The organism is Streptomyces sp. NRRL B-1347 (assembly GCF_000720325.1).
In the GTDB taxonomy this organism is placed as follows: domain Bacteria; phylum Actinomycetota; class Actinomycetes; order Streptomycetales; family Streptomycetaceae; genus Streptomyces.
In genome coordinates this window covers 1-17,571 of the sequence record NZ_JOJM01000005.1, presented here as the reverse complement: position 1 = coordinate 17,571, position 17,571 = coordinate 1, and the positions used below count along the sequence as shown (strand labels likewise).

Genomic DNA, 17,571 nt, shown 5'->3' with positions numbered 1-17,571 from the left:
CCGCTATGACCACCGACGACACCCATCAGATCACCGTCACCATGCTCGGGCCCAGCCTCTCGGGCAAGACGACCTTCCTCCTCGGGATGTACTCCGTCCTGTCGGCGGGCCTCAACAACTACTTCCTGCACGCCTCCGACCCGGATCAGGACCTCGACCTGTCCGAGGCCTGGGACGCGCTCATCGACGACGGACTGCTGCCGCCGCCCAACGAGGCGGACCAGCTCAAGCCGTACTCGTTCGTGTTCCGGGAGCACTTCAACCCGCTGCTGTCCATCGACTGGCTGGACTACCGCGGCGGCGCCCTGGACGACCGGGTGCGCGGCGAGGACAGCGACACCTCCGCCCTCATCGCGCGGCTCGACCTGTCGGACGCGGTCTATCTGGTGCTCGACGGCAGGTATCTGCGGGATCCGGTGACGCCCAACACCGTGCGGCGGGTGCAGCGCGCCTCCAAGGCCCAGCGCATGACCTACCTCCTCCAGGAGTCGATGCGGAACAGGAGGAAGGCCGACCAGCCGCCGCCCGCGATCGTCGTCCTGGTGACCAAGGCGGACCTGGTGGCGGAGGCGCGCTCCCCGGCCGAGCGCACGGTCATCTGGGAGCAACTGGTGGAGGACGTCACGAAGGTGCTGCCGGTCTGCTTCCAGCAGGGCGTCACCACCCTCGTCTGCCCGGTGATGCTGGGGCACTTCGGCGCCGAGGAGACCCAGCAGGTGGACCCGCAGACCGTGCGCCCCATGGGGCTGCACAAGCCGATCCTCTTCTCGCTCCTGCGGTACCTGGAGGAGATCCGCCTCGGCCTGCACCAGACGGAGTCCGACTTCCGCCAGGAGGTGAGCCGGCGCGAGCTGGCCGTCGCGAACCACCGCCCCACCTTCTGGCGCAAGGGCCGCCACCTTGAATACGTCGAGGCGGTGGTGGACGCTCGTAAGCGGGTGGAGGAAGTCGCCCAGATGGCGCAGCTGGCCCTGGAGTTCCACACGCGCGTCGCGCGTGAGCTCAAGGGCCTTCCCGTCTTCAAGGACGGAGTGAAGATCAGCGATGTCTGAGCCAGGCGAGGCGCACCGGCCGACGGAGCCCGGCGAGCCCCCGGACGCGGCCGGGACCTCCCCGCGGGGGGAGGCCCGCCCACCGGAACGGGGGCCGTGGACTCCCGTGGTCTACGGCCGCACCAGGCGGGCCGACCGCTGGTGGCGGGCGGTTCCGGGGGACGTGGACCGGGAGTGGCTGGCCGCCGTGGTCACGGGGGTGACCGCGGGCGGCCGGGACCTGGACCAGGGGCCGCGGTTCCTGCTCGCGCAGAACCGCGGCAGCCGACTGGTCGGCGTCGCCTGCCGCGCCGCCGAGATCAGCACCTCCATGAACACCGACGGCTCGCGCCCCCTGTACTGCTTCGTCGGCTGGTGCGCGCCGCTGGCCGAGGCCGCGGGCGGCGGCCCCGTCCTCGCCGAGCTCCGGGACCGCTACGTGCCCTGGGCGGCCCCGGTGTACGAGAAGTGGATGAGGGCGGACTGGGAGACCCACCCGAGCCGGCTCCACCAGCCGCACGAGCCGCCGCCGGGCCCGCCGCCGTGGGGGGCGGCCCCGGCGGGGACGGTTCCGCCGCGTCCCGAGCCGGAGCACCCGCTGCACTGGCCCGCGCAGGACGCCGACGTCCCGTGGCGCATCGCGAGGGACAGCGGGCTGCCCTGCGCGGTGTCCGTCGGCTGGCGCCGGGCCCGGGACGCCCAGGCGCTTGCGGGGATCCGCTCCGACATCGCCGCCGATGACGTGCGCGAGGTGGTGAAGGCGGGCCTGCCGGCCCCGCCGCCCGCTCCGCCGTCACGGCCGCCGCCCGGTGCGGCACCGGCTGCCAAGAAGTCCGGTCCCCGCCCGGGTGGTGGCTCGCCCTCCGGCCGGACCGACCTGCCGCCCGTGCCGCGCGCCCTGCGACCGCCCGGCACGGACAGCTCCGGGACGCCACCCGCCGCTTTGCAGGATCCGGTGAAGAAGGCGTCAGCGAAGCGGCCTTCGCTGTTCAGCCTCAGGGAGTGGGGGCGCAAGGTGAAACGCCTGGCCCGGCCCCCGGCCGAGCCCGGGAGCCAGGGACGCCCGGAGCGCGACGAGCGGTGACGCGGCCCGGCCCCGGCGCCGGTCCTCAGCGCCCGGCGCGGGCCTCGCCGATCGCCTGGTCGAGGATGGTCAGGCCGAGGGACAGCTCGTCCTCGGTGGCGGTCAGCGGCGGTGCCATCCGCAGGACGCCGCCCATGCCCGGCAGCTGGACGATGTTCATGTGCAGACCCAGTTCGAGGCAGCGCCGGGTCACGTGCGCGCCCAGCTCGCTGGAGCTCCGCTTGCTCTCCCGGTCCACGACGAGTTCGAGCCCGGCCAGCAGACCCCGGCCGCGGATGTCCCCGACGACCTCGTGCCGTTCGGCGATGTCCGTGAGGCCCTGGCGGAGGAAGGCGCCGAGGGACCGTGCCCGCTCGTCGAGCCGGTCGCGGACCAGGACGTCGAGGACGGTGTTGCCGACCGCGGCCACCAGCGGGTCGGCCACGTGCGTGGTGAAGAACAGGTACCCGCGCTCGTACGCCTCCTGCTCGATCTCGGCGCTGGTCACCACGGCCGCGAGGGGGAGCCCGGCGCCGAGCGTCTTGGACAGCGTGAGGATGTCGGGCACGACGCCGTCGCGCTCGAAGGCGTACCAGGTCCCGGTGCGGCACAGGCCGGTTTGCGCCTCGTCGAGGATCAGCAGCATGCCGCGTTCCCGGCACTTGTCCCGCAGGGCCGCGAAGTAGCCGGGCGGCGGCTCGATGATGCCGCCGGAGCTGAGGATCGGCTCGACGAGGCACGCGGCGAGGCTGCCGGTCGACTGGGCGTCGATCAGGTCGAAGGCGAAGTCCAGCTGGCGGCGCCAGTCGAGGGCGCCGTCGGCCGTGGTGAAGTCGGGGCGGTACGCGTTCGGCACGGGAATGGCGAAGTTGCCCGGCGCGCCCGGGCCGTAGCCCTTGCGGCCCGCGCTGTACGTGGCGGACGCGGCGGCCTGCGTCATGCCGTGCCAGGACCGCGCGAACGAGACGATCTCGTGCTTGCCGGTGACGAGCTTGGCCATCCGGACGGCGGCCTCGTTCGACTCGGCGCCCGTGGTCAGCAGGAGCGCCTTCTCCAGCGGCGCGGGCAGGGTCTCGGCGAGGCGCCGGGCGAGGTCGACGACGGGGCGGCTGAGCATCCCGCTGAAGAGGTGGTCGAGCGTCGCGATCCCCTGCTGAACGGTGGCGACGATGTCCGGGTGCGAGTGGCCGAGGATCGCGCTCATCTGGCCGGAGGTGAAGTCGAGGATCTTCCGGCCGTCCGCGGTGTACACGAAGCTGCCTGCGGCGCGGTCGATGATCTCCCGTGTGAACGCGCCGCCGTACCGGACCAGATGCCGCTCGGCGTCGGCCCAGAAGGCCTCCGGCGAGGACGACGGCGCGAGGGCGGGGGCGAGGGCCGGGGCCGCCGGGGCGGTGCGGGGCAGGGGGGCGGATCGCGGCGGGGCAGATTGCGGCGGGGTGGATCGCGGCGGGGTGGTCGAAGCAGCCATGCGGCCGACGGTAGGCCGCGTCCGAGCGACGCGTCCATCTCACAATTCCGGCTTTCCTGTTCGGCTGAGCCGCACAATAATCGGGGGGTGATGAACCCCTGGAGACTGCGTCTGCTCACCCAGCTGGACACGCTGGGCACCGTCCGGGCGGTCGCCCAGGCCGCCAGTCTGAGCCCGTCGAGCGTGTCGCAGCAGCTCGCCGTGCTCGAGTCCGAGACGCGCACGCAGCTGATCGAACGAACGGGGCGCCGGGTGCGTCTGACCTCCGCCGGGCTGATCCTGGCGCGGCGGGCCCGGGCGATCCTCGACCACATGGACAGCGTCGAGGCCGAGCTGCTCGGGTTCGGCGAGGAACCGGCCGGGCTCGTGCGCCTCGGGGCGTTCCAGAGCGCGATCCACACCCTGGCCGTACCGGCGGTGACCCGGCTCGCGCGGGAGCATCCGCACCTGGACGTCGAGGTGCTCCAGCTGGAGCCGCACGAGAGCATGCCCGCGCTGCGGGGCGGCGACGTGGACCTCATCATCACGACCACGGACTTCGACGAGCTGCCGCTGGGGCCCGACCTCGACCTCGTGCCGCTGGCCACGGACTCGATCCTGCTGGTGGTGCCGCCCGGGCATCCGGCGGCCGGGCGGGGCGCCGTGGACCTGGCGGCCCTCGCCGACGAGGCGTGGGCGTTCGACATGCCGCAGTCGTACATGGCGAACCTCGCGCTGCGGCTGTGCCGCCAGGCGCGGTTCGAGCCGCGGGTGGTGTGCCGGTTCAGCAACTACATGATGGCGCTCCAGCACGTCGAGGCGGGCCTTTCGATCGCGCTCCTTCCCGGCCTGGCGGTGGACCGCCGCTATCGCGTCGCCACCAGCGAACTCGCGACCCCCGTGACGCGCACCATCACGGCGGCGGTCCGCCGCGGCGCTCCCCCGCGCGCGGCGGTGCGCGCCGTGCTCGACGCGCTGCGGCAGCCTCCGGACGCGTCCCTGCCCGCGGGCACCCGACCGCACCGGGCACAGGATGTCGGGTCGGGCGGGGTGACCCCTTCCTAACGTGAGTGAACGAAAGGGAAGGAGATCCGGGTGCTGGAGCGGCTGAACCAGGCCATGGAGCACATCGAGGCACACCTCGACGAGCCCATCGAGGTGAGCGAGCTCGCGCGCATCGCCATGACGTCGGAGTACCACTTCCGGCGGCTGTTCTCGGCGCTCGCGGGAGTCCCGCTGTCGGAGTACATCCGGCTGCGGCGGCTGTCCACGGCGGGCGCCGAGGTGCTCGCCGGTGAGCGGACGCTGCTCGACATCGCGGTGCGCTACGGCTACGGCTCGGGCGAGGCCTTCGCGCGGGCGTTCCGCGCCGTCCACGGTGTGGGGCCGAGCGAGGCCCGCCGCACCGGAGCGGCGCTGCGCTCCCAGCCCCGGATGTCCTTCCGACTCATCGTCGAAGGGAGCAGCAGCATGCGCTATCGGATCGTGGACAAGGACGAGTTCCGCGTGGTGGGCAAGAAGGCCCGTGTCCCGCTCGTCCACGAAGGGCCCAACCAGGCGATCGCGGAGTTCATCCGCGGCATCGGCGCCGAGACGCTGCGGCGCGTCACCGAGCTGTCCGACCAGGAGCCGAAGGGGATCGTCGGGGTCAGCGACCAGCTCGACCCCAGCCGTGCCGAGGGGACCGAACTCGACTACTACCACGGGGTGGTGACGGGCGCCGATGCGCCGGAGGACATGGACGTCCTCGCCGTTCCCGCGGGGGCGTGGGCCGTCTTCGAGAACTCCGGCCCGTTCCCGCAGGCGCTCCAGCACCTGTGGCGGGACGTGTTCACGCAGTGGTTCCCGTCGAACCCGTACCGGAGCAGGCCGGGGCCGGAGATTCTCCAAGTGGAGGTGTCCGAGGACCGGACGCGGGCGGACGCGAAGCTCTGGATTCCCGTGGAGCGGTCCGCCTCCGGCTGAGCAGCCACGGCGTGGTGGCGTGGACGGGGCCCCGCCCACGCCACCACGCGTGCTCACAACGGGGGCCCGGCCCGTAGGTGCTGGACGCCGTCGCCGCCCGCCGGACCGCAGGTCACGGCCGGTAGATGCACGCCGTCAGCGGAGCGCGCAGCTTCCAGCCGAGCGTCTCGTACAGGGCGTGGCCGTCGTCGGTCGCGCCCAGGACGCCGAGGCCCGCGCCGCGCGCCAGCGCCTCGTCGGCGAGGACGCCCATCACGCAACTGCCCAGGCCCCGACGGCGATGCGCCTCCTCCGTGACGACGCGGTCCACGACGGTGGCCTCGCCGAGGACGGCCATCTGCCCCCGGGCCGCCGGTGCGCCCGTCTCGTCGTGCACGCGCACGAAGGTGACACCGTCGTGCGTCTCCACCGACACGGCGTAGCCGTCCGGTACGGCCGGGTGCGTGGCCCGGAGGTCCGCGGACATCAGGTAGCCGCACTCCTCCTTGTCGACCACCCAGCCCTCGGGCAGCCAGGGCTCGATCTCCGCCGGCTCGCCGGGCACCTTGAGCCAGGTGTCCGGCACGCTCGCCGAGGCCGCCGCCGCGCGCACGACGGACTCGGTGGCGTACGGCAGTACGTGGCGCCCCACTTGACCCGCGCTGCCCACGTCGAGGTAGATCCCCCAGGGCAGTTCCACCGGCGGCGGCGTGCGCCGCGACACGGCCCAGCCGGCCGCCCAGGTCCTGACAAGTTCCGGAACCACACAGTCCTCCCGAAGTCGTCGCTCCTTGGCCCCACGTGTGCGTCACACGCGAGCTTCGTACGATAAACAGTACGCCAGAACAGAATATCGCTCACAGTGGGAGCCTTGAAGTCCCTTGTGGAGCACGTCGGTTCACCGGGAGGGGCCGCGCAGCCCGTGCGCGGCCTCAGAGGGGAGGCGCTTCAGGGGGCCGAGTGCCCATCACTCCCGGGCCATGGCCTGCGCAGACGAGCCCGTCGGGGTCAACCCCGGCCCTCGCCGCCGTACTTGACCGTACGCGGTCTTGTCCTGGCGGCAGGATCCCTTAAGGATGCGCATGACAAAACCGAAGCATCTTCGGTCACACAGCCATCAGAGGGGACCCCCACATGAACAAGCCTCTCGTCGGTGCCGTCTTCACCGCGCTGCTCCTCGGCGCGACGGCGATGCCCGCGGCCGCCGTCAGCAACGAGGCGCCGACGGCCGACAAGCGCACGACGGCGACGCAGCCCGTTGCCGATGTCAAGGCCGACGTCAAAGCCAAGGCCGTCACCTACGCGGGCACCGTGGCGCTGAGCAACTGCTCCGGCTCCGTCGTGCGCGTGCCCAGTTCCCAGCCCACCGACCGCGCGCTCGTCCTGTCCAACGGCCACTGCCTGGAGACCGGCTTCCCCGGCCCCGGCCAGGTCATCGTCGACCGGCCGTCGACCCGCAGCTTCACGCTCCTGAACGCAAGCGGCGGCAACGCGGGCACCGTGCGCGCCAGCAAGATCGCGTACGGCACGATGACGGACACCGACGTCTCGCTGTACGAACTCACCAGCACCTACCGCGACATAGAGACCCGCTACGGCATCAAGGCCCTCGACCTCGACGCCGCACACCCGCAGGCGGGCCGGGCCATCACCGTCGCGTCCGGCTACTGGAAGCGGATGTACAAGTGCAACATCGACGGCTTCGCGTACCGGCTCAAGGAAGGGCGCTGGACCTGGAAGGACTCGGTCCGCTACACCCAGCCCTGCCAGGTCATCGGCGGCACCTCCGGCTCGCCGGTGATCGACGACCAGACCGGCAAGGTCGTGGCCGTCAACAACACCATCAACGAGAACGGCCAGCGCTGCACCGACAACAACCCCTGTGAAGTCGACGAGAACGGCAACGTCACCGTGCGCAACAGCATCGGGTACGCGCAGCAGACCTACATCGTCGTCCCCTGCGTCGGCACCGGCAACAAGATCGACCTGAACCGGCCGGGCTGCACCCTGCCCAAGCCCGCGGCCACGGCGAAGCACCGCACGCCCGCCGGCCGCAACTAGCGACCAGCCGAGACGGCGGGGTGCGCGGCGGCAGTCGCCTCCGTGGCCCCGCCGCACGGGCGGTACCGAATGCTCAGTACAGGCTGGAGAACAGCACGACGACCATCTGCGCGGGCTCGTCGCCGTCGTTGCGGAAGGTGTGCGGATGCCCGGCCGCCCACTGGATGCGGTCCCCCTCGCGCAGTTCGTGGTCGACGCCGTTGTAGCGGGCCACGAGCGTGCCGCGGGTGACCATCACCAGGTCGGTGCCCTCGTGCTGGAGGTCCTCGACCAGGCCGCTGTGCGGTGCGAAGTCCCCGGTGACGACCTGGTAGCCGAGCTCAGGGGCGCGCAGCACGCGGTAGACGACTCCCGGGGCACGGTTCAGGGTCTCCTGTTCCTCCCTCGGGTACACCGAGGGCGTGGCGCGGCCCCGGGAGAAGCCGAGGAACGAGCCGACGTCGTGGCCGAAGACCTTGGCGAGGCGCCCGAGCCGCTCCAGGGCGATGTCGGTCTCGCCGCGCTCGAGGGAGGCGAGGAACGACACGGACAGGCCGCACTCCGCGGCCACCTGACGCAGCGACATGCCCCGCTGGGTGCGCAGCCGGTGCAGGACCTCGCCCGGGGGCGGAAAGCCCAGCTCCGGGTCCCTGGAGGACGTACGGGTCAAGGGGTCCTGAGCAGCCATGACCGCATCCTAAGACCGCCTCTCCCCCGCCGGGCCCGGGGGTCTCAGCGCCCGGGCCGGGGCGCTCCCGCCCGCAGGCTCAGCCGTCCTCGCCGGGCGGCGTCCCGCAGCTCGGGCCGCTCGCGCCGTCGAACTGCACCGAGCTGAAGAAGTCCTGGTAGGCGGGGAAGAAGTTGCCCTTGCCCGTCGGCCCTGAAGAGGTCACGGCCGTACAGCCGGAGTAGTCCGCTTCCGACCAGAGGTAGATGGTCGACGACGTGCGGTTCCAGTCCGACTTGGCGCGGTTGTCCATACCGAGCCCGGCGAGGTCCGGGGTGTTCCCGCTGAGCTTGATCATTTCGCCGGTCCCGTCGAGGCCCGAGAACATGCAGTAGAAGCCGACCGGGCACCGGTCGTACCCGTCGGCCGCGTGGGCCGTGGAGACCGGGGCCGCCGCGACGGCCGTGGCGGCCACCGCCACGAGCAGTGCGGAGATCCTCTTCCTCATCGCCTTCACCTGGGGCATGCCGATCCTCCGTTCTCGGGGCCCGCGCGTGCGCGGGCTGCGGCCACCGGAACGGTGGCACGCGGGCCGTGGTCCCCCCAGGTTTGTTGATCTGCTCGGTGTGTCGCGATCCCCCACAGGAGGGACGCACGGGAACCTGCGCGGTGCCGGAAGCTCAGACCCGCCGCTGGTGGGTGCCCGGCGTGTAGCCGAACGAGCGCCGGAAGACGTCGATGAACGCGCTCGTCGACGACCAGCCGCAGCGGTGCGCCACCGCTGTGACGGGGAGGTCGTCGCCGAGCATCCGCAGGGCGTGGTAGAGCCGCGACTGGGTGCGCCACTGCGGAAAGGTCATGCCGAGCTCGGACCGGAAGAGGCGGCTGAGGGTGCGCTCGCCGACGCCGGTCGCGCCGCCCAGCTCAGCCAGGGTGCGGGGGTCGGCGGGGTGGTCGTGGACGAGCGCGCAGACCGCCGCGAGGCGCGGGTCCGCGGGCGTCGGCAGCCGCACCGGCTGCTGCGGGGAGGCGCGCAGCTGGTCGCGCAGGACCGCGCGCAGCCGACGGCGCTCCGGGCGCTCGTCCTTGGGGCCGCGGGCGTACTCGATGATCAGCTCGCGCAGCAGCGGGCTGACGGCGAGGACGGTCGGCTCGTCGAGGTGCAGCGGGTTGTCGTCGGCGGGCAGGCCGACGAAGTACATCTCCAGGTGTCCGTACGCCCGGTGGGAGTGGACGGTGCCCGCGGGCACCCAGATGGCGCGGGTGCCGGGCGCGTACCACGTGCCGGCGTCCGTGGTGACCGCGACGACCCCCGAGCCCGCGTACGCGATCTGGTGGTCGTCGTGCCGGTGCGCGTCGATGCGGTCCCCGGGAGCGAGGACCCGGACGTGGGTCGGGGCCACGGGGGTGTAGCGGACGGGCTCCGGTTCCGGCGGGGGCGCGGTGTGCGGCATGGGCTGACGGCCTCCCCGTACGGCGTGCGCCACGGTGGCGGGAAATCGGTAGACCTTGGCACTTTATCGGAAGCCCGACAGGGTGCGGCGGGGCGACGATCGGTCCGTGTCCAAGCCCTCACCTCGCAACAGGCCCCTGACCCTGATGTCCCTCGGCCACACCTGTGTGGACGTCTACCAGGGAGCCGTGGCCGCCCTGGTCCCCTACTTCGTGTCCGAGCGGGCGTACACCTACGCCGCCGCCTCCGGCATCGTCCTCGCCGCTTCGCTGCTCTCGTCGGTGGTGCAGCCGCTGTTCGGGGCGCTCACCGACCGGTGGGCGATGCCGTGGCTGCTGCCGGTGAGCACGGTGGTCGGCGGCGCCGGTGTCGCGCTCAGCGGCGTCTTCGACTCCTACGCCCTGACCTTGGCGGTGGTCGCCTTGTCCGGCGTCGGGGTCGCCGCCTACCACCCGGAGGCCGCGCGGGTGGCGCGCGTCGCCAGCCGCGGCAGCCACACGGCGATGGGCTGGTTCTCCCTCGGCGGCAACATCGGCTTCGCCACGGCCCCGTTGCTCGTCGCGGCCGTCGTCGCCACCGGCGGTCTGCGGGCCTCGCCGCTCCTCGTCGTGCCCGCCCTCGCCGGTGCGGCGCTGTGCGCGGCGGCGCTGCGCGGGGTCAAGGCGCCGCTCGCGGCCACGGCGGCGGCCGCCCGCGCGGCCAAGGGCACCGGCGCCGACGACTGGGCCTCGTTCCTCCGTCTGTCCGGCGCGATCGTGTGCCGCTCCATCGTCTTCGTCGGACTGAGCGCGTTCATCGCCCTGTACGTGCGCGAGCGCGTCGGCGGCGGTGAAGTCGCCGGTACGGCCGGTCTGTTCGTGCTCTACATCGGCGGCGCCGTGGGCACGGTGATCGGCGGACGGCTCGCCACCCGCTACAGCCGGGTCACCGTCGTGCGGTGGTCGTACGCCGTGAGCGTGCTCGCCGTCGCCGGTGTCGTCCTGGTCCCCGGACCGCTGCTCTACGTCTTCGTGGCGCTCACGTCGGCGGGTCTGTACGTGCCCTTCTCCCTCCACGTCACCCTCGGCCAGGACTATCTGCCGAGCCGCGTCGGCACCGCGAGCGGCGTCACCCTCGGCCTGACCGTCAGCGTCGGCGGCGTCGCCAGCCCGCTCATCGGCACCCTCGCCGACGCCACCTCGCTGCGTACCGCCCTGGCGCCGCTGATCGTGCTTCCCGCCATCGGCTGGCTCCTGCTGCGGCCGCTGCGCGAACCCGCCCAGCCGGAACCCCTTGCCCCGGAACCGGCCGACGAACCCCCTCGCCACGATCACCCGGCGGGCACGTCGCCTGGGGCCTCCCCACGCGCGGCGCGACGCGCGGTGTAATTGGCGATATTCCGTCAGATCCGGGTTTTCCTCCGGGTGTCACCATGGCCACTATGGGAATCCCCGGGGACAGGGCAGGGTCGGCAGCGGCCGTCACGGTGGGGGTCGAGGAGGAGTACCTGCTGGTCGATCCGGTCACCCGGCAGCTGAGCCCCAGCGCCGACAAGGTCGTGGCGGAGGCCGCAGGTGAACTCAAGGACCGGGTCTCCACGGAAATCACGCGCTACCAGGTCGAAGGACGCACCGACCCGCACACTGAACTGGCCGAACTGGCCGTCCAGATCCGGTCCACGCGCAGCGGCATCGCCCGGGCCGCGGCCCGGCAGGGGCTGCGCGTCATCTCCAGCGGCACGCCGGTACTCGGGCACCCCGTGCCACCGGCCTTCACCAGCACACCGCGCTATGTGAAGAGCCTCGCCCAGTTCCGCGCGCTCGACTACGAGCAGAGCACCTGCGCCTGCCACATCCACGTCGGGATCCCCGATCTGCCGACCGCGCTGCGGGTGAGCAACCACCTGCGCCCGTGGCTGCCCGCGCTCGTGTCCCTGGCGGCCAACTCCCCGTACTGGTACGGCGAGGACACCGGGTACGCCAGCTGGCGCACGCTGGTCTGGGGGCGCTGGCCGGTCTCGGGGCCGCCGCCGTACTTCGAGTCCCAGAGCCACTTCGAGGACCTCGTGGAGGACCTGATCGCCACCGACACCCTCCTGGACCGGGGCGGGTTGTACTGGGACATCCGGCCCTCGCACCACGTGCCCACGGTGGAGGTCCGGGTCGCGGACGCGCTGCCCACCGTGAGCGACGTGGTCCTGCTGGCCGGTGTCGTCAGGGCGCTGGCCTGCGCCGCGCTCCAGGCCATCGAGGCCGGGGTGCCCCCGCTCCGGCCGCCGCCCGAGATGCTGCGGGCCGCCTGCTGGCGGGCCGCGCGCGACGGGCTCGGCGGGGTGGGCATCGACCTGTCCACCAGGCGCCTCGCGCCCGCGGCCGACCAGGCCGCGCACCTCCTGAGCCGGGCCCGGCCCGCGCTGGAACGCCACGGCGACCTCCCTCTCGTGCGCGCCGCCTGGTCCCGCCTCCAGGCCGACGGTGGCGGCGCCGAACGCCAGCGGGCCGCGTACCGGCGGCGCGGAAGCCCGGTGGACGTCATCGACCACCTCATCTCCAGCGTCGAAACCTGACCTCTTCCCCGGGCGCCGGGGCCTCCCCGGCGCGACGTCGGCCGTCCCACCGTCGACTTCCGGCCGCGGCGCCGGAGGAGGGGCCGTTCGGGCAGGAGGGCTGGGACGTCGCCCCTGCCGGGTCGGCGCGGGCCGTGCGCACCGCCCGACTGGCGGAGTTCGAGCCCCCGATGACCCCGGCCGGGCCAAGCCGATCTGCGCGGTCCTGGGGCCGCTCCTACGGTGGCTGAATGATCATCAGTTTTCTGTCGCCCGCGCTGCGCCGCTCCCTTTTCCGCACCTCGGTCCTCACCACCGGGGCGCTGGTCTGCCTCACCGGCACCGCCGCGTGCGCCGAGCCCACCCCGCCCGTGCGGCAGCCCGCGTACACCTCGTCGCTGCTCGACCGGCCCGGCACCCAGGTGCGGCCCGGCTCGGCCGCCCCCGCGCTGCCCGCCGGCGTCTCGGCCCTGTCCTGGGTGGTGGCCGACGCGCGCACCGGGGAGGTGCTCGCCGCCCGTGACGCGCACCGCAGGCTGCCGCCCGCCTCCACGCTCAAGTCGCTGTTCGCCCTGGCGGCGCTGCCCCGGCTGCACCCGGACACGCGGCACACGGTCACCGATGCCGAACTCGCCCGCGTCGGCGGCGGCAGCAGCCTGGTGGGGGTCTCGGCGGGCCGCAGCTACCGCGTGTCCGACCTGTGGCGCGGCGTGTTCCTCAGCTCCGGCAACGACGCCGTGCACGTGCTCGCCGCGATGAACGGCGGCATGGACCGCACCGTCCGGCAGATGCGCGCCAAGGCCCGCGCGCTCGGCGCCCGCGACACGCACGTCGTCTCGCCGGACGGCTACGACGCCGCGGGCCAGGTCTCCTCGGCGTACGACCTGGCGGTGTTCGGCAGGGCGGGCCTCGCGGACCCGCAGTTCGCGCGCTACTGCTCGACGACGGTCGCCTCCTTCCCCGCGGGCGGCTGGTCGTACCCGATCCAGAACACCAACCGGCTGCTCACCGGCGCGGGCGGCGTCGCCCGCTACCCCGGTCTGATCGGCGTCAAGAACGGTTACACCAGCCGGGCCGGGAACACCCTCATCGCCGCCGCCCACCGGGGCGCGCGCACGCTCGTGGTGACGGTGATGAACCCTCAGAACGGCGGCTACGCCGTGTACGAGGAGGCCAGGCGGCTGCTCGACTGGGGCTTCGCGGCGGCGGGCCGGGTGCGGCCGGTCGGCTCGCTGCTGCCCGCGAAGCCCCGTACGGCGCCGGACCGGGCCCGGCACGCGGCCGCGGCCGCCCCCGCGTTCGCGCCGTCGGAGGAGGCCGACGACGACTCCGCCTGGCCCGCCCTCGTCCTGGTCGGGGCGGGCGCGGTGGTGCTGCTCGCCGGGTGCGTGGTGATCGTGCGGCGGCGTGCGGCTACGGTGGCCCGACGGTCGGGCGCGGGAGGGGAGTTCGTGGAGTGAGCGAGCCGCTGGGGGTGGCCGTCCTGGGGGCGGGCCACATGGGTGCCGACCATGTACGCCGTCTCGCACGGACGGCCGGCGCGCGCGTGGTGGCCGTCGCGGACCCGGACACGGGACGGGCCGAGCAGGCCGTGGCCGGGCTCGACGGCGTGCGCGTGCACGCCGAGGCCCTCGCCGCCCTGCATCAGCCCGACGTGCGGGCCGTGTTGGTGGCGTCCCCGGACGCCACGCACGAGGAGGCACTGCTCGCCGCCGTCGCGCGGGGCCTGCCCGTGCTGTGCGAGAAGCCCCTCGCGCCGGACCCCCGGGCGGCGCTGCGGGTCGTCGAGGCGGAGGCGCGGGCCGGGCGCGCCCTGATCCAGGTGGGGTTCATGCGCCGCTACGACTCCGCGTACCGGCGGCTCAAGACGCTGTTGGACACCGATGAGCTGGGCAGGCCGCTGATGCTGCACTGCCGGCACCGCAACGTGGCCTCTCCCCCGCACTTCACCTCGTCGATGCTCATCAGCAGTTCGGTGTCCCACGAGATCGACGCGGCGCGCTGGCTGCTCGGCCACGAGGTCACGGCGGTGACCGTGGCCCGGCCCCGGCCGTCGTCCGGTGCGCCCGCCGGACTGCTCGACCCCCAGTTGGTGCTCCTCGAAACGGACGGCGGCGCGCTGGTCGACATCGAGGTCTTCGTCAACTGCGGCTTCGGCTACGAGGTGACGTGCGAGGCGGTGTGCGAGCGGGGCACCGCGGGCGTCGGCGACGAGCAGGCGATGGTCGTGCGGTCACGGGGCGGGACGCGCCGGGAGATCGCCCAGGACTACCTGGTGCGTTTCGCCGACGCCTACGACCGTGAGGTCCGGGCCTGGGTGCGAGCGGCGCGCGCGGGGCGGACGGCGGGGCCCGGCGCCTGGGACGGTTACGCGGCGGCAGCCGTCGCCGAGGCCGGGGTGCGCGCGCTCGACTCCGGGCAGCGGGTCACCGTGGAGCTGGCCGAGCGCCCCTGAGCGGCACGCCGTGCCGCCCCGCGCACCGCGGCACCGCGCGCCGTCGCCGTCAGCCGCGCCCCGGCCGCCAGTAGCCGAGCGCGTGGACCCGGTCCTTGGGCAGGCCCAGTTCCTTGCGTACGTACGCCGTCAGGGCGCGGGTGGTCGTCGTGTCGCAGGTGATCCACGCATAGGCGTCGGGCGCGGACTCAAGGGCCGCGGCGAGGCCCGCCTTGGCCTGCTTCACCAGTTCGGCGCCGGAGGCCTGCCGGTCGATCCAGTGCACCTCGTGGAGCGCCGGGTCGACGCCCAGCGGCAGTTCGCGGTCCGAGTCGTGCTGCGTCTCGAACCAGATCGTCGCGGGGATGCCCGGCATCGCTTCCAGGAGGGAGTTCACCGCGGGCAGCGACGCCGGGTCGCCCATGACGAGCAGCCGCGACGGCTCCGGCTGCGGCAGGTCGAAGCCGGTGCCCTGCACGGTCGCCTCGATGGTGTCACCCGGTCCTGCCTTGCGTGCCCACTCGCTCGCACAGCCGTCGTGCAGCGCGAACTCCAGGCTGAACGTGCCCTCTTCGGGATCGGGGTCGACGAGGGTGTAGGCGCGCTGATGCGGTTTGCCCGCGTTGTCGAACCACAGCCGCACCCACATCGTGGGGTGCACACCGGTCTGCGCGAGCATGCCGCCGTCACTGACGTGCAGGCGACGGTAGTGCTCCGTCACGTCCTCGGCACCGGTCACCGTGAACCGGAAGTCCTTGCCGCGGAACAGCTTGAGGACGACGCCTTCCCAGCCGTGGCCCACCCCGGTCTCCTCCCCTGAGATCCTGAAACGCCCGTTTCACGTGGAACATGCAGGCGCACGTGATCGAGTTAGGCTAGCCTAACCTATTTTCAAGGGGGCGGGCGCCACCGATTCAGCCTCCGCCGAGGAGTTCAGACCCCACCGAGGAGTTCCGTCAGACCGCGGTCCAGATCGAGCCCCGCCTCCTCGCCGTCGGCGGCCACGACGGCATAGGTGCGCATCAGGAAGCGCCGCAGCGCACCCCGGTCGAACTGCACGAGCGCGAGGCCGTGCGGCGCGTGGAACTCCAGGACGGTGCGCGCGCGGCCGCACGGCCACACGTGCACGTCCCCCGTGCCCGCCGGGGCACTCAGCCCCTCCTCCAGCAGGCGCCGGGCGAAGATCCAGGTGACCTCGGCGCCATCCAGGGACACCTCGGCCGGAAAGGCGACCTGCACCGCGAGCGGATCGCTCGCCGCGTAGCGCAGCGCCACCGCGATCGGACGCTCACGACCCTCGGGGGTGATCAGGCGGGCACGGGCGGACTGCTCGAGCGTGACGGCCATGGTCGGGCTCCACTTCTGCCGGTTCCTTACCCCTACGACCCGGTGACGGGTGCCCGCATTACGGGAGTGCATGAAGAGCCCACTGTGACCTGCGTCACCTATCCCTGATATGTCCGACATTTCTCACCTAGTCTTTCGAACTCACCCACCACCCCGCCGTGGGACAGGAGTGTCCTGTCATGTCCGACGTCCCTGCCGACGTCCCCCCTGACGCCCCCGTCGGCGTTCCGGCCGAGCCCGCCGCCGACGCGACCGGGGCCGTGACCGCCTCGTACGCGCGCGTCTACGAGGCCGAGCACCCGCGCCTCGTGGCGTACGCCCGCTCGCTGACCGGCAACGCCTGGGTCGCCGACGACCTGGTCGCCGAGGCGCACTTCCGCGTCTGGCGGCGCCTGGCCGCGGGGCACGAGATCGACAACGTGGCGGCGTACCTCATGACGACCGTGCGGCACCTCGCCGTGTCCGTGGGGCAGGCCGCGGCGAAGGAGACCCCGCACGATCCGCAGGCAGTGCGGGCGCCCGAGGTCGTCGACGTCACCACCGTGGCCGACGGCGAGGGCGACCCGGCAGCGCGGGTGTCGTCCGTCGACCTCCTGACGCGCGTCCTCGGCCAGCTGCCCGAGCGCTGGGTGAAGGCGCTGTGGCTCGCCGAGGCGGAGGGCCAGCCGCTCGACGCGATCGGCCGGAGCATCGGCGCGGGCCGCGGGGCCACGGCGGTGCTGCTGCACCGGGCCCGCGAGGGCATGCGCCAGGCCTTCCTGCGCACGCACCCCGGTACGCCCGCGAACCCGGCCTGCGGGACCCATTGGGACCGCATGCCCGCGCACATCCGCGGCGAGGCCTCGCCCCGGCAGTCCGAGACGCTCGTCGCCCACCTCGGCGGCTGCTCCGACTGCCGGGCCCGCCTCGCCCTGCTGACCAGCGCCAACCACCGGCTGCCCGCCCTCGTCGGGCCCGCCCTGCTCGTGTTCGTCCTCGGCGGCGCGGGCAAGTTCCTGGTGCCGCTCGCGGCCGGAGCGGGCGCCGGGGCCGCGGCCGCCGCGTCCACCGGCGGCGGCACGCCGGGCTCCGGCGGACTGCTGCACGGCATACGTCACGCCCTGACGGCGGGCGGGAAGTTCCCCGCGGCTGTGGTCGGGGCCGTCGGCACGACGGTGGCCGGAGCGGCCGTCGCGGCGGGCCTCGTCCTGAGCGGTACGGGCCACTCCGCGGCCCCCGCACGTGCCACGACGGCGGAGAGCGGCGTGGCGTCCCAGCCGGTGGAGGCTCCGGGCAAGGCGCCGGAGCCGGCGCGGGACGTCACCGCTCCGGAGCCCCGGCCGGGCACGGCGGCGGAGCCGGGGGCGCCTGAGGGCGCGGCGCAGGGGGAACCCGAGCCGCCACGGCCCGAGGCTCCGGTGCCTCCGCAGGCTCAGGCCGAGCAGCCCGTCGAACAGCCCGCAGGGCAACCCGTCGAACAACCGGCTGACCAGCCTGTCGAGCAGCCCGTCGAGCAGCCGCAGGACCCGGCCCCGGCCCCCGCACCGCCCGAGCAGGCGCAGCCCGCCCCGCCCGTCCTGCCCACCCCGCCCGTGACGCGACCGGAACCTCCGCGCCCGCCGGAGCCGACGCCTACCCC

General features: G+C 73.5%; 17 protein-coding genes. 10 read left to right on the top strand and 7 right to left on the bottom strand.

The window, feature by feature from the left end:
* Positions 1–5 precede the first annotated feature (5 nt).
* Positions 6–1,052: a hypothetical protein gene (locus IG74_RS0107425; RefSeq protein WP_030671585.1), complete on the top strand. Its 1,047-nt coding sequence runs from the start codon at positions 6–8 to the stop codon at positions 1,050–1,052.
* Positions 1,045–2,115, top strand: a complete 1,071-nt coding sequence (locus IG74_RS0107420; protein ID WP_158857512.1) for a hypothetical protein — start codon at positions 1,045–1,047, stop codon at positions 2,113–2,115. The genes IG74_RS0107425 and IG74_RS0107420 overlap by 8 nt, the downstream gene beginning before the upstream one ends.
* A 25-nt stretch (positions 2,116–2,140) precedes the next feature.
* On the opposite strand, the gene IG74_RS0107415 is transcribed toward IG74_RS0107420, so the two are convergent.
* Positions 2,141–3,565, bottom strand: coding sequence for an aspartate aminotransferase family protein (locus tag IG74_RS0107415; RefSeq protein ID WP_234334263.1), 1,425 nt, complete (start codon positions 3,563–3,565; stop codon positions 2,141–2,143).
* 90 nt (positions 3,566–3,655) lie between these two features.
* On the opposite strand from IG74_RS0107415, the gene IG74_RS0107410 reads away from it, so the two are divergent.
* The gene (locus IG74_RS0107410) at positions 3,656–4,609 is read left to right on the top strand and encodes a LysR family transcriptional regulator (protein ID WP_199818796.1); all 954 of its coding nucleotides are present in this window, start codon (positions 3,656–3,658) and stop codon (positions 4,607–4,609) included.
* A 30-nt stretch (positions 4,610–4,639) separates the two neighbouring features.
* Entirely contained in the window at positions 4,640–5,509 is an 870-nt protein-coding gene (locus tag IG74_RS0107405) for an AraC family transcriptional regulator (protein WP_030671562.1), read from the top strand.
* A 112-nt stretch (positions 5,510–5,621) separates the two neighbouring features.
* Here the strand turns inward: IG74_RS0107405 and IG74_RS0107400 are convergent, their stop codons facing one another.
* A complete protein-coding gene (locus IG74_RS0107400; RefSeq protein WP_030671560.1) occupies positions 5,622–6,254 on the bottom strand; it encodes a GNAT family N-acetyltransferase in 633 nt (210 codons plus the stop codon).
* 368 nt (positions 6,255–6,622) lie between these two features.
* Here IG74_RS0107400 and IG74_RS0107395 point away from each other — a divergent pair, with 368 nt between their 5' ends.
* Positions 6,623–7,549, top strand: coding sequence for a S1 family peptidase (locus tag IG74_RS0107395; protein ID WP_051854675.1), 927 nt, complete (start codon positions 6,623–6,625; stop codon positions 7,547–7,549).
* A 73-nt stretch (positions 7,550–7,622) separates the two neighbouring features.
* Here IG74_RS0107395 and IG74_RS0107390 read toward each other — a convergent pair whose 3' ends face one another.
* The 3 genes from IG74_RS0107390 to IG74_RS0107380 form a co-directional block, all read right to left on the bottom strand.
* The gene (locus tag IG74_RS0107390; protein WP_030671554.1) at positions 7,623–8,216 is read right to left on the bottom strand and encodes a helix-turn-helix domain-containing protein; all 594 of its coding nucleotides are present in this window, start codon (positions 8,214–8,216) and stop codon (positions 7,623–7,625) included.
* A 79-nt stretch (positions 8,217–8,295) separates the two neighbouring features.
* Positions 8,296–8,721, bottom strand: a complete 426-nt coding sequence (locus IG74_RS0107385; protein WP_234334262.1) for a peptidase inhibitor family I36 protein — start codon at positions 8,719–8,721, stop codon at positions 8,296–8,298.
* Between the two features lie 154 nt (positions 8,722–8,875).
* Positions 8,876–9,649, bottom strand: a complete 774-nt coding sequence (locus tag IG74_RS0107380; protein WP_051854674.1) for an AraC family transcriptional regulator — start codon at positions 9,647–9,649, stop codon at positions 8,876–8,878.
* Between the two features lie 145 nt (positions 9,650–9,794).
* Between IG74_RS0107380 and IG74_RS0107375 the strand changes: the two genes are divergently transcribed.
* The 4 genes from IG74_RS0107375 to IG74_RS0107360 all read left to right on the top strand — a co-directional run bounded on the left by IG74_RS0107375 (position 9,795) and on the right by IG74_RS0107360 (position 14,627).
* Positions 9,795–11,015, top strand: a complete 1,221-nt coding sequence (locus IG74_RS0107375; RefSeq protein ID WP_051854673.1) for an MFS transporter — start codon at positions 9,795–9,797, stop codon at positions 11,013–11,015.
* Positions 11,016–11,068: 53 nt separating this feature from the next.
* Positions 11,069–12,193: a carboxylate-amine ligase gene (locus IG74_RS0107370; protein ID WP_030671544.1), complete on the top strand. Its 1,125-nt coding sequence runs from the start codon at positions 11,069–11,071 to the stop codon at positions 12,191–12,193.
* A 230-nt stretch (positions 12,194–12,423) separates the two neighbouring features.
* Entirely contained in the window at positions 12,424–13,632 is a 1,209-nt protein-coding gene (locus IG74_RS0107365) for a D-alanyl-D-alanine carboxypeptidase family protein (protein WP_078868650.1), read from the top strand.
* Positions 13,629–14,627 (top strand): Gfo/Idh/MocA family protein, encoded by a 999-nt coding sequence (locus IG74_RS0107360; protein ID WP_030671539.1) that lies wholly within the window; start codon positions 13,629–13,631, stop codon positions 14,625–14,627. Before IG74_RS0107365 ends, IG74_RS0107360 begins: the two co-directional genes overlap by 4 nt.
* 49 nt (positions 14,628–14,676) lie before the next feature.
* On the opposite strand, the gene IG74_RS0107355 is transcribed toward IG74_RS0107360, so the two are convergent.
* A complete protein-coding gene (locus IG74_RS0107355) occupies positions 14,677–15,408 on the bottom strand; it encodes a siderophore-interacting protein (RefSeq protein ID WP_030671536.1) in 732 nt (243 codons plus the stop codon).
* 131 nt (positions 15,409–15,539) lie between these two features.
* Positions 15,540–15,953, bottom strand: a complete 414-nt coding sequence (locus tag IG74_RS0107350; RefSeq protein WP_030671533.1) for an SsgA family sporulation/cell division regulator — start codon at positions 15,951–15,953, stop codon at positions 15,540–15,542.
* A gap of 179 nt (positions 15,954–16,132) precedes the next feature.
* Between IG74_RS0107350 and IG74_RS54165 the strand changes: the two genes are divergently transcribed.
* Positions 16,133–17,571, top strand: a 1,439-nt coding sequence (locus IG74_RS54165) for a sigma factor (protein WP_051854672.1), incomplete at its 3' end; no start/stop codon positions are given.